Here is a 12,062-nt window from a genome sequence, read left to right as displayed (position 1 = left end):
ATTCTGGAGCGATCGCTTCAATCTTAGAATTTAAGGCTGAGATATGCCACATACTCCCCAACAATCAAGAGTCTGCTTCAAGTTAGCAGCATGACACTATGCCACAAGATGGTAGCGACGAATATCTGGTGTAGCAGTCACTAGACCTCCTAGTTTAGCTGCTGCCGCTTGGAAATGGGGTGAATCTAAATGAGTATTCAGGGCTTCCTGAGAAGTCCACTCCTCTACAAAAGTAAAGTCTGTTTGGTCGTATTGGTTTTGCAAAAGTTCATACTTGATCGCACCTGCTTCCTGACGGGTTGGCTCAATGAGTTCCAACAGTACAGCTTTTAGTTCTTCTACTTTGTTAGGCAAAGCAATAATACGGGCAACAATGCGAATAGTTTGGTTTGTCATTTGTTATAGGGCATTAGGCATTGGGCATTGAAAAGAGGCAGAGGGGCAGGGTGCGGAGGGGAAAATTTGCTCCCTTGCTTCTTCCCCACTCAGCACGAGCTAAACCTTAGCTATCCACTAACAGCACTCTTTAGAGGTACAGGGAAAAGACTTTCTCTTTCTTTGTTCCCCTGTGGTGCTGGTGTTAATTTTTATTAAAGCATTTGCTGTAAATATTGCTCATAGCCTAATTGTTCTAGCTTTGCTTGCTTTGCAATTACCGATTCACACAAGGTTTGGCGATATTGTTGCACTTTTTCTAACAATTCTGGTTGATGGGTTGCGAGGATTTGTACTGCTAAAAGACCGGCATTTTTGGCATTACCGATCGCTACTGTCGCTACAGGAATACCAGCAGGCATCTGTAAAATAGAATACAAAGAATCTACACCTTGTAAATTACGAGTGGGTACTGGAACACCAATGACTGGAAGTGGAGTTAAAGATGCTACCATTCCCGGTAGATGGGCAGCACCTCCGGCACCAGCAATAATTACCTTAATGCCGCGTTGGTGTGCAAGTTGAGCATATTGCACCATCCGTTCTGGAGTACGGTGAGCCGAAATGATCGCTACTTCACTTTCAACACCAAATTCTTCACAAACTGCGATCGCATCTTTCATAGTGGGCAAATCGGAATCGCTGCCCATGATAATACCAACTAAGGGAGTCATAGAATTTTGGATTTTGGATTTTGGATTTTGGATTAATCGCTGATTGTTTCATCTAAAATCGGATGAGATTTAGTTCTCTTCTCGCCAGTGTGATGATCCAAGCAACACAAAATCCTGTAGATATTATCAATGCTAGAGTGCCCGGTTACAAAGATTTGCAGATGCTCTTGATTAATCAAGAGGGCATGATTGAGCAAATCTTACCAATGGGTACAGTAGGGAAGGATATTTGTGCATCTGTAATAGATGTTGCAGGTGACTGGATTTCATTGGGTGGCGTTGATTTGCAAATTAACGGTGCTTTGGGATTGGCATTTCCTGATTTGAAGGTTGAAAATGCTCATGTACTCCAGAAAATAACGAAATTTTTGTGGGATGTCGGGGTAGATGGATTTTTACCGACACTTGTGACAACTTCAGTAGACAAGATTCAGCGATCGCTTGCTGTGATTGCTGATGTTATCCCCAGTCAACAAGCAGGTGCCAAGATTCTCGGAGTACATTTAGAAGGCCCATTTTTGAATTACCAAAAGCGCGGCGCACACCCCGCAGAGTACTTGTTACCCCTCACAATTGAGGACGTAAAGCGCGTTTTGGGGGATTATGCCCATATCGTGAAAGTCATAACTTTAGCGCCAGAGTTAGATCCCACTGGCGAAGTAATTCCATATTTGCGTTCTTTGGGGATTACCGTTAGTTTAGGACATTCTCAGGCAACATCTGCCCAAGGGCAACTTGCCTTTGAACTCGGCGCAACGATGGTAACTCATGCCTTCAATGCCATGCCACCATTACATCACCGCGAACCAGGATTATTAGGGGCAGCAATTACCCATCCTCATGTCATGTGTGGTTTTATTGCTGATGGTGAACACGTTTCGCCCACAATGCTGCAAATATTACTCCGTGCCAGTGATTACGAAAAAGGGCTATTCCTCGTCAGCGATGCCCTTTCACCTCTGGGGCTACCCGATGGCGTGTATCCTTGGGACAGTCGGCAAATTGAAGTTAAAAATGGTACGGCAAGACTCGCCGATGGCACGTTATCGGGGACGACTTTACCCTTATTAGTGGGAGTGCAGAATTTGGTGAAGTGGGGGATTTGTAATGTGGAAACTGCTATTTTACTAGCTACAGATGCACCTAGACAAGCGATTGGTTTAGCAGAAATTAGCAAGAGTCAAGCCGCAAATTTATTACGCTGGCATTGGGATGAAGCGACAAAAGAACTAACTTGGCAGCGATTATTGGGCTAAATTTTGCATCAGATGTATGGGTACAGCTTATCCTATTATTAATTAAAATTGTTCACACATTTTCACATATAATTTAGAATTCGTATACAAGTACCTACTATGACTAAATATCGAAATAAAATGATAGTTAAATATAGTGTTTTATTTTCTAAGATTTTCAGGTATGCCAGATATTATCCTGAAGATATAATGTGTATACTTCGGTTTTCTGTTTTTCTAGGGTTGTTCTACTTATCTAATTGGCGCTCACCAAATAATGCAGAATTTGTCAATTTAGTATATGCACACTTTTTATCTGTTCCAATTTCAGAGGAAGAATTTTCATTCTACACAGATAATCTTGATCAAGGTAATTTTTCAAGAATTCAGGTTATTCTTTCTTATTTAATGTTACCAATTGGGATTGAGCAAAAACTCTTTTCTCGTACAGGCATAGAGGCGCATCACCTTGCAAGGCTCAAACTGGTACAAGAAATATTGCCACCTGCTGAATATATTCTCGATTTAGGAGGTTCTTGCCTTGGTTCCCCAGAAGGTGCCCTCATGGTCATGGGTTATCCCTACAATCCTCAACAGTTGGATATTGTTGATCTACCACAGGAGGAAAGAATTTACGATCAGCATTCTGAGGAACATCCCCAGCAATTCATAACTCCAGATAATCTTACAAAAATTAATTATGTCTATCGCTCAATGGCAGATTTATCTTCTTTTCCAGAACATACCGTTGACCTTGTGTGGTCAGGACAAAGCATTGAGCATGTAACAGAAGAAGAAGCCGAGAAAGTAATTAAAGAAGTCTTTAGAGTCATCAAGCCAGGTGGCTCATTTTGTCTAGATACCCCAAATCGCCAGCTTACAAAGCTTTTGGTACGTAGAGGTTTTGTACATCCTGAACATAAGATTGAATATATACCTGATGAATTGATTGCAAAAATTCAAAAAGCTGGTTTTATTATAAAAAAAACCTTAGCTGTCTCTCCCATGCCCTATAGTTTAAAAACCAAAAAATTTAGCAAACTGGAACTTATTAACAGTGTTGGATTTTCGGAAAATACAAACCAAGGCTTTTCTTTTTTCATCTATTGTATTAAGCCAGATAGGTAGGGATAAATAAACCTAGCTATGTAACATATAAAAATCCCTAAACCCCTGCGATTGCTTGTCTGCGACACGCTGCGTGAACGCAATGACCGAAGTATAGTTATGTTTATTTACGCCTATCTACTTAGTTGATCGGGGAACTCCAAGAAATAAATTATCCAATATTGTGGGGTAGGCATCTTGCCCGCCCAGTCTATAATATGGCAGGCAAGATGCCCGCCCTACAAGAGTTAATTGGATACTTTTTTGATTTAGCAGTTCCTAATAATGATGTTAGTGTTTATCAATATGCACTGAGCCTTTGGGATCTGAGTGGGGTGTAAGATCGTTTTGCAGTAAATGGGCGATCGCAGTGAGAAATTTTAAGCGATCGCCTACTGATAACTTGTATATTTTACTTTTTTAAATCGGACAATCTCATAATTTTTATGACTACACATCAGAGTATTTCAGAAATGGCAAACTCATCATTGATAGAAGCAGTTCCTATTTGAATCTTTGGCTCACTAACCCTGACTTCCAGTTGTTCTTCTGGATTGTTGACATCAACTAATTTATCTTTTACAAACTCATTTTCTCGGATTTGTCGAACAATACTTTCTAACAGCCAAAGTTGTTCTTCTACAGACAAGGCAAGGATAGAGCGCTCAATTTCTAGTAAATTCGGTGAGATCATTTTGCTTTTGATTCCTAGTAAGGTGTGTTTTTCAAAGATTTTATCCTAGAACATCGCAAATCCTCCATCATTTTCCCCACGCCTATCTTTTCACAAATTACAAGAGATTGCTATAAATAACCAGAAAACAATTTTATGACTTTTTAATTAAGTATTCCTGCTGAAGTAAAATGTAAGGTAAACTGGCTACATGAATTACGAAACAGCTAGGAAACTCCTCATAGATCAGACAATCACAACCGAGGAAAACCCAGATGCGCTGTTAACGCGTATGAAACAGGGCAAACCGCCGGTACCCGGTCAGATCACCTCGATTTTGTTGGCGTTGAAAGTGGTGTTTGAAGCCCTCAAAGATGCAAAGAGCCTAGACCGAGAATTGGCTTTGGCCCTTTATCAGTTAAGCATTAAGGCGCAACAGCTATTTGGCGCAGGGCGTAAAGCCGGAGTTGATTGGCCGCCACTGCTGAAGGAAGATTTACTACGAATTTCCTTAGCATCTGAAAGTATCTTTTCAGGCACATGGCAAACTCTAGCTCAGATGGAGTTGGGGAAGTTGTAAAACACCACTCAGTAATCCATTAACGAATTTGCAGTTCCTTTTCTAATTTGTCTAGGTCAGTTTTGAGCAAAACTGTCATTTGACCCGTAAAAGCTTTGCCAGCCTTGGGTTGAGCAATTTCTACCCAATATACATAGCGATCGCCTACTCGTAATTCTCCCTTTAAAGCTTCTCTAATCGGAGTTTTGGCTAGACGTGCCGAATTAACTACCTTTTGGCTGGGATATTGATACACGACTTGGGCGCGATCGTAGTCTTGATAAATCTCTAAGCCATAAATCACCCGCAAGGATTCTTGAAGGCGCTCAAATGTCATACCGTTAATGGCATCATACATAGCAATGCGCTCACTGCGAATTGTGCCTCGGTCTTTGGAAAACTCCACCCTACCGGGAGGCAATACTGACGCTTGAAAAGTGAATCTTTGGGCGGCTGTATCAGTTTTTTGCACAAATAATTGCTCCCCACTCCTGGGACGGAGTGTAGGATGTGCTTTAATCCAGGTGCCTACTTCCTCTGTACTTTGCCCTGGTAAAGCATTAGCTTGGGAATCAAAAAGCATTCCTACGCACAGCCAAGGCATTAGAGAAAAAGGCAAAATTAAATAGTTAAGCAGAGATTTTTTGAGCATTTTGCTGTTCGGGACTTTCATAGAAATTTCCCCATTCGGGAATAATCATAGTCTTCCCGTTTTTCAGCAAGATTATTTCAATAGGTCAACCTAACTTAAGATATCAGGGATCTTACTTATCAACGCTCTATCAGAGAAAAAGCTAGTTTTTAGTACTTGTGTGTACACCATAGCTTTGCAAGAAGGATCTGTACAAAATCTTGTATTTTAATGTTTGAGGTATTTATTTTTGGGGAACCATATATAGAGTGATAGTAAATTGATCGGACTATCTACTAGCAAATGGTATTTAAATACTCAACTATATACAGACATGAAAAAAACAATTACACAGATATTTGCTTTTAGCTTTTGGTTTATTTATAACGCTTTTGTCGGTAAGTTAATACTCCATTATCTCCTAAATCTAGAATTTATTCCGGCAAGTATATGTTATATATTTATTATCGTACTACCATTTGTTTTATTCTTTGAGATATTTGTAAAGATACTATTACTCTCAACTATTTCTAGCAAATTAAAATTTTTACCAGCACATTTAGAATCTCTATCTCAAATAGATATTAAGACTTTCAACTACTACACAAATGCTTTAGAGTCCCTGGGTTTTACTAGAATTAGTGACTTAGAACTGTCAGAATCTTCCCTTACTGTCGCTAGAATTTTTTCCCATCCAAAACATTTTTGTTTTGCAGAAGTCATGCAAACACCTGGCCGTTCATCAGTCTTTTGTGCTATTGGTAGTGCTTTAGAGAAAGAATGGTCAGTTAGTTTTAGAGATAATTCTTTTATTCACGCTATTGTCTACGCCTTTTTACGCCGCCCAAAAGGAATAATTGTTGTTAAACAAGGAGTAACTCCTGAAGAACTATTGCGATCGCATCTAAAATTTCGGCAGAAAATAATGCGTGACTTAAATTTACAGTTATTGCCAGATATTTCTATAGAAGCTTATTTTGATCAATCACAAAGATCCAGGATAGGTCAGAGAAAAGCACTATGGCGTAAAAGTGTCATTATTGGATTGCTAGAAATGGGACTTTTTAACTTCAAATCTGAGGTTCAAAAATCTGAATGGCTGGGAGATTATGCCCGTTTAGCAGCGAAAAAAGGCTAATATCAGTAATTCGACAGAAATTTTCCAGCGAAGTTATTCAGAAACAGTGGATGAAGGAGTACTACGGATCTCGTGCCGAAGAAAAGGATTAAGAAGACTGAGGTGGCCAAAGACGGCACATCAGGTATTAAACCAACAAAGCTGAAGCCACCTCAAGGCATCAGCTTTTCGTTTAAATATTATCAGGACAGTAACAGCAAGTTTTCTTGTAGCCAAAAAGAAGTAATCTACTGGATGACCTTGCTTGATCGGTTAAAAGCTCTATCTAGCCTAACGGCTCAAGAGTTGTTAGTGAATCATAGCAGTACTCTCAGATGTCTCCCATCAAGTGGGAAGATACCAGCGAAAGGGCATTTGGTTTGCCAAATGAAGAACAATTGGTTGATATACCATATCAGTTTTCTATCTCCTCAAATGAACATGGTAGGGTTCATGGGTTCTTTATTAACGAGATTTTCTACATTGTTTGGCTAGATCCAGATCATCTGCTATATCCCGCGAAAAATTAAGGAATCATTGCTACTTTAATTACTTTACGCGCCTTCATCTCATAAAACACTTGTTCTAAATCTTTTAATGGCCGCTGTTCGCTAATAAGTAACTCAAAGGGAATTTTTCGACTAGCTATCAGTGCTAAAGCTGATCGCACATACTTTGGTGTATTATGAAACACGCCTTTGATGGTAAGTTCGCTATAGTGTAGCTGTTCTGTACTAACGGTAATACTAGTATCCCGTGGACATCCACCGAATAAATTGACTGTTGCACCAGGACGGGCGCAGGCGATCGCAGTTTCCCAAACACTTGGTACACCAGTGGCTTCAATGACTACATCTGCGCCCCATCCTTGGGTAAGTTCTTTCACCACACTGGGAATATCCGGGATTTGATGATAATTAAAGGTCTGGGCTGCACCCAATTTCTGACCAATTTCTAATCTGTGGTTATTACCTCCCCACAGCAAAACCTCAGCTTTCTCACTCAACGCCGCCACAAACATCAACCCGATCGCCCCATCTCCCAAGACGACTACTTTATCTTTGGGTTTAATATGAGAACGCGCTACACCATGCAACACACAAGCTAAAGGTTCCGTCATCGCTGCCAATTCCCACGGCAAATCATCAGGAATGTGCAAAAAATTATGCTCTACTATCGGTGCGGGGATTTTCAAGTATTGGGCAAATGTACCATTATTCCATGTCAAATTTGGACATAAGGAATATTCTTGTCGTTGACAAAAAAAGCATCTTGTGCATGGAGCAGAATTGTTGGCGACAATGCGATCGCCTACTTGCCAATTTGTCACCCCAGCACCTAAAGCAACAATTCGCCCAGCACCTTCATGACCAAACAGCGTCGGCGGTATGAGCATTTTGGCATGACCACCACGCCGCCAGACTTTCAAATCTGTACCACAAGTTGTTGCTGCCTCTACTTGGATTACAACTTCCCCAGCCGCCGGAGTGGGGTCAGGAACTTGCTCTAGGCGTAAATCTTCTTGACCATGAAGTAATGCTGCTAACAAAACTTTAAAACCTATCAATTAGCTTCATCCGATTTTACCAGTTGAAGTTAGTTGATAGGTCTAAACTAAATCAGTATTGATTTTTAGCAAGTTTTATATTTTGAAAAACTAAGTATTCACAGCTGGCTGGGGAACTACTCCGGTGTTCCGGGTATCCACATTAGGTAAGCGAATAGCATTTAATAGCGGTACTTCTTGCCGGCACGACAGGCAAAACCAATATAGTTCACCATGACGGGCATGACGCAGGAGGGAACCACCGCAGCATGGGCAGGTGTTGGCTCTCGTACTCATACCAATATCCTCCTTAAAAAAATTTGTTGTTTAAACTCAGCAAAAAAAAGCAGTTGATTAAAAGTGGATTTTGGTAGCATGAATGCGACCATTCGATTCTATGCGGTCTTTAATAATTTGTCTGTAAACAGCTTCATATCCGTTAACCATTTGGCTAACGCTAAAGTTATTTTCCACATATTTTCGACAGGTTTGACGATTGAGTTCCAAAGCTGGTGGAATCATTGCGGCCATTTCTGCGTAGTTATTGCAGATAAAACCTGTTTTACCGTGGGCAATAACTTCAGGTACCGAACCTAAATTCATCGCAATAACTGGTGTACCAGTTGCCATTGATTCAATCATTACTAAACCAAAAGGTTCTTGCCAGTTGATGGGGAAAAGAGTGACAGCAGCATTGCCCAGAAGTTCAGTTTTTTCGGCGTGGTTAATTTCGCCGAGATATTCGATTTGCTGACCATCTATATGGGGAGCAATTTCTTGTTCAAAAAACTCCGAGTGTACTGCATCAACCTTTCCTGCCATCTTCAAGCGCCAACCACTTTGTTTAGCAATGGCGATCGCATGTTGCGGCCCTTTCTCTGGCGAAAAACGCCCTAAAAATGCCAAATATTGAGGTTCTGACGGTTGGGCTACGAATGGGTAATCTGTTAGTTCAATTCCGTTATAAACTGTGGCAACATAATTGAGATCGATTTGACGCTGCGAGTTACTAATGCTGATATAAGGTTGCTTTTGGTGGTAGCTAAATGCGTGACGGTTGTCAGTTGTAAAATTATTGTGCAGGGTGTGGACTGTAGAAGTTGTTGTTATCAAACTCGCTAAAGGTAATGCCGAAATCCCTACATGAGAATGGATAATATCGAATTGGGCAGCATGTTGGTAAACTTGGCTTAGTTCTAGCATTTCGTACACTGCATACTCTTTCACATTTGGGTCTAAGCGTAATGCACGTGGATAAACTGCTTCTAAATGAGCCAAAGTTTGAGAATCGCCAGAGGCAAATAAAGTTACCTCATGACCACGACGAACAAGTTCATCAGTTAAGCGACTCACTACCAGTTCTATTCCTCCATAATTAGGAGGTGGAACCCTTTCCCATAAGGGGGCAACTTGAGCGATTTTCATAAGTTTTTTTGGTTCAGTCTATGAAATTGTCCTCAATAATGAGCTACATCATTATTTTATGAGGCAAGAGCATTTCTACTTACCCTTTTGACATTTAAATTAACCTAAAAGGCTAACAAAAGCCCAATAAAGGTTAATCGCACCGCACATTTACTTCCGTCAAATCTAATGGGCTATCGGCAAAAGTCAACTCTGACCTACACTTCTAACCTATAACTAATCTATTACTTGTTGCATCTGTCCTGGGGATCATAATGAGGTAGAATATTTTGTAGCGGAACTTACAAAATTGAATATTTTGTAGCGGAAAATACTAAAATATTCAGTGGGATCAAATTATTAAAGCTTCGTTTAAAGGTAATTGGTAAAAGGAAGAAAAATTATAAATATTAAGTAATTGTACAATAATTACATAATTTGTAATTAGTAATTTACAAAAATTCTGATAATTAACTAATGAAAATCGCTACTTGGAACGTCAACTCAATTCGCACTCGCCTTGAACAGGTTATCGATTGGTTAACCCTGAATCCTGTTGATGTTCTCTGCTTGCAAGAAACTAAAGTTGTGGAAGCTGAATTTCCGCGATCGCCTTTTGAGGAGTTAGGCTATAACCTTTATATATCAGGACAAAAATCTTATAACGGCGTAGCCCTGATTAGCCGCCAGCCACTTGTAGATGTCAGTAGCGGATTTCGGGCGATTTTGCCAGATTTACACCATGAATGGGACGAGCAAAAGCGCGTGATTACAGGTGTAATTGATGGTGTTCGGGTTGTGAACTTATATGTTCCCAATGGTGCAGCGGTAGGAACCGAGAAATATGAATACAAACTACGCTGGTTGACAGCCCTACACGAGTATTTAAGATTGCTGGTGTTGTCCGAATCTGCAATTTGTGTGTGCGGCGACTTCAACATTGCTTTAGAAGACAAAGATATTCACGAGCAAGTGAGTACAGAAAATCACATCATGGCAACAGAAACAGAGCGTCAAGCTTTACGGGACATTTTGAAGCTGGGATTTGCCGATGCTTTTCGCAAATTCAACACAGAAGGCGGAAATTATAGTTGGTGGGATTATCGCTCTGCCGCTTTTCGTCGTAACTTAGGTTGGCGAATTGACCATCAATATCTGACACCTGTGCTATATGAACGCGCTAAAAGTTGCATTATTGATGTCGCGCCAAGAAAGTTAACTCAACCTAGCGACCATGTGCCGGTAATTGTGGAATTTTGAATGGGGATTGGGGACTGTAGCGGTTCTCGTTTGGATGGAATAGACAATAGGGCACAGTAATGCTAATTGGTGTCAACTTAAGCTGAAACTCCTTTAAAACCTCGTTTCCAGTCTCCGGCTGGAAATGCAACTCAAAAGCGGCTCTGCCGCGAGTTCGAGAGGCGGAGCCTCAAAGACAAGCATTCCCAGTCGGAGACTGGGAACGAGGCAAACAGATTGGTGAAGTCAAACCAATCCCCATCAATTTAAGGGCTTATATATATCCTCAGAATTGGGATTGAGATAAGGACGCTGCAAATCTATTAGATGCCGTGCAAAGTGTTGGTCAATAACCCTCATCCGTTCCTCCATTGCATTTTTGCCTTTTTGCCAAGCTTCCAACAAAGCATTTGCAACAATTTGGCAACGGTTCATTCCAAAACTTTCTTGTGCTGCAAATTTTTGAGTTGGTTCTTCGGCTAAACCTAACCCTGGGGCTAAAAATTTGGTAAACAAAGGAATTTCGGGCTGGAAATGGGATTGATTTTCTATATAAACAGCCTGAAGGATTGTGCGGATTGCTGGATAGTCGGGGATTTCAAAGTAAAGTAGCCCCGAATCATAGCGTCCGTATGCAGAAGGGTTGTGGAGAACCTGAAAGCTAAAGGGAATCGAGGCTGCGTTTAATTGCAGTGTCAAGCTTTCCATGAGAGCGATCGCACCAGATGGCGTAAAGTTAAAGTAGATTCGCCCTGCTCCTAAATCGGCATCTGGATTACTTTGCCGTTCCTGTCCAACATTGCTAACTGCCAAGTAACAGCCATTTTGCAGTCGATTTTTGGGCATCCAGATTGCTACCATGCCACCCACTTTGGTAGATTTTTTACTGAATTTTAAATGGCAATCTGGCTCAACATAAAGTGTTAAACCGCCTTTAGTCACCGCCATAGTTCCATCAGGTTCTTTTCGCAACACCTGCCATTGAGGGTCAAAGTAACCTATGCCGTGATTACTGGCGTGCAGTTGCTCATAAAAATCCCAATCAATCTCCAAAATGGAATTGTCTGCTAAATTATGCTTTGGTGGGTAATTAATACTATCAGTATTGACGGCTAAAGTACTTTGTAGGGAGCCATTGTAATAGATGCCATAGAGAAAATTTCGTAGCAATAAAGAGAGATACTTCTGTTGTAAATCTACGGAATTTTGCTGAAATCTATCGGCTATTTTAGTCGGCAGAGCAAAGGGCTGATAATTGGGATGGTAAATACAAAAATTAGACTCAATCTGGATATTCTGAGCAATATCAAATAGAGGATTTAGCGATTGATTGATAGAAGAATTTAGCATTATCCATTCAGAAATCAAACTTTAACGAAATAGAATTTAGGAGTCAGAATACAGAATTCAGAATTGTGTGTTCTTTTTAAATTGTTCTGCTA

The 12,062-nt window shown here is 40.6% G+C and carries 14 protein-coding genes; 6 read left to right on the top strand and 8 right to left on the bottom strand.

Features of this window, described 5'->3' with window-relative positions; translation table 11 throughout:
- Positions 1-96: 96 nt before the first annotated feature.
- Together FD723_RS00660 and purE are read right to left on the bottom strand one after the other, a co-directional pair.
- Positions 97-396: a putative quinol monooxygenase gene (locus FD723_RS00660; RefSeq protein WP_179063632.1), complete on the bottom strand. Its 300-nt coding sequence runs from the start codon at positions 394-396 to the stop codon at positions 97-99.
- Positions 397-590: 194 nt separating this feature from the next.
- Complete coding sequence (purE, locus tag FD723_RS00655; protein ID WP_179063631.1) at positions 591-1,109, bottom strand: 5-(carboxyamino)imidazole ribonucleotide mutase; 519 nt, start codon at positions 1,107-1,109, stop codon at positions 591-593.
- 92 nt (positions 1,110-1,201) lie between these two features.
- On the opposite strand from purE, the gene nagA reads away from it, so the two are divergent.
- Both nagA and FD723_RS00645 read left to right on the top strand, forming a co-directional pair.
- Entirely contained in the window at positions 1,202-2,365 is a 1,164-nt protein-coding gene (gene nagA / locus FD723_RS00650; RefSeq protein WP_179068973.1) for an N-acetylglucosamine-6-phosphate deacetylase, read from the top strand.
- 99 nt (positions 2,366-2,464) lie between these two features.
- Positions 2,465-3,472, top strand: a complete 1,008-nt coding sequence (locus FD723_RS00645) for a class I SAM-dependent methyltransferase (protein ID WP_179063630.1) — start codon at positions 2,465-2,467, stop codon at positions 3,470-3,472.
- Positions 3,473-3,908: 436 nt separating this feature from the next.
- Here the strand turns inward: FD723_RS00645 and FD723_RS00640 are convergent, their stop codons facing one another.
- Entirely contained in the window at positions 3,909-4,145 is a 237-nt protein-coding gene (locus FD723_RS00640) for a hypothetical protein (RefSeq protein WP_179063629.1), read from the bottom strand.
- 190 nt (positions 4,146-4,335) lie between these two features.
- Here FD723_RS00640 and FD723_RS00635 point away from each other — a divergent pair, with 190 nt between their 5' ends.
- Positions 4,336-4,704: a Dethiobiotin synthetase gene (locus FD723_RS00635; protein WP_069070526.1), complete on the top strand. Its 369-nt coding sequence runs from the start codon at positions 4,336-4,338 to the stop codon at positions 4,702-4,704.
- 19 nt (positions 4,705-4,723) lie between these two features.
- Here FD723_RS00635 and FD723_RS00630 read toward each other — a convergent pair whose 3' ends face one another.
- Complete coding sequence (locus tag FD723_RS00630) at positions 4,724-5,335, bottom strand: hypothetical protein (protein WP_179068972.1); 612 nt, start codon at positions 5,333-5,335, stop codon at positions 4,724-4,726.
- Positions 5,336-5,648: 313 nt separating this feature from the next.
- Here FD723_RS00630 and FD723_RS00625 point away from each other — a divergent pair, with 313 nt between their 5' ends.
- The gene (locus FD723_RS00625; RefSeq protein ID WP_179063628.1) at positions 5,649-6,452 is read left to right on the top strand and encodes a hypothetical protein; all 804 of its coding nucleotides are present in this window, start codon (positions 5,649-5,651) and stop codon (positions 6,450-6,452) included.
- A gap of 314 nt (positions 6,453-6,766) precedes the next feature.
- Positions 6,767-6,961 carry a hypothetical protein gene (locus FD723_RS42310; protein ID WP_256875004.1) on the top strand — a complete coding sequence of 65 codons (195 nt, stop codon included), beginning with the start codon at positions 6,767-6,769 and terminating at the stop codon, positions 6,959-6,961.
- On the opposite strand, the gene FD723_RS00615 is transcribed toward FD723_RS42310, so the two are convergent.
- The 3 genes from FD723_RS00615 to FD723_RS00605 all read right to left on the bottom strand — a co-directional run bounded on the left by FD723_RS00615 (position 6,958) and on the right by FD723_RS00605 (position 9,402).
- Positions 6,958-7,980: a zinc-binding dehydrogenase gene (locus FD723_RS00615; protein ID WP_179068971.1), complete on the bottom strand. Its 1,023-nt coding sequence runs from the start codon at positions 7,978-7,980 to the stop codon at positions 6,958-6,960. The genes FD723_RS42310 and FD723_RS00615 overlap by 4 nt on opposite strands.
- Before the next feature lie 108 nt (positions 7,981-8,088).
- Positions 8,089-8,274, bottom strand: coding sequence for a hypothetical protein (locus tag FD723_RS00610; RefSeq protein WP_179063627.1), 186 nt, complete (start codon positions 8,272-8,274; stop codon positions 8,089-8,091).
- 57 nt (positions 8,275-8,331) lie between these two features.
- Entirely contained in the window at positions 8,332-9,402 is a 1,071-nt protein-coding gene (locus FD723_RS00605; RefSeq protein WP_179063626.1) for a glycosyltransferase family 4 protein, read from the bottom strand.
- A 456-nt stretch (positions 9,403-9,858) separates the two neighbouring features.
- Between FD723_RS00605 and xth the strand changes: the two genes are divergently transcribed.
- Positions 9,859-10,641 (top strand): exodeoxyribonuclease III, encoded by a 783-nt coding sequence (xth, locus tag FD723_RS00600; protein ID WP_179063625.1) that lies wholly within the window; start codon positions 9,859-9,861, stop codon positions 10,639-10,641.
- A 240-nt stretch (positions 10,642-10,881) separates the two neighbouring features.
- Here xth and FD723_RS00595 read toward each other — a convergent pair whose 3' ends face one another.
- Entirely contained in the window at positions 10,882-11,970 is a 1,089-nt protein-coding gene (locus FD723_RS00595) for a T3SS effector HopA1 family protein (protein WP_179063624.1), read from the bottom strand.
- Positions 11,971-12,062 lie beyond the last annotated feature (92 nt).

The organism is Nostoc sp. C052 (assembly GCF_013393905.1).
In the GTDB taxonomy this organism is placed as follows: domain Bacteria; phylum Cyanobacteriota; class Cyanobacteriia; order Cyanobacteriales; family Nostocaceae; genus Nostoc.
The sequence above is the reverse complement of the archived record's forward strand: the minus strand, read 5'-3'. Positions and strand labels throughout refer to the sequence as shown.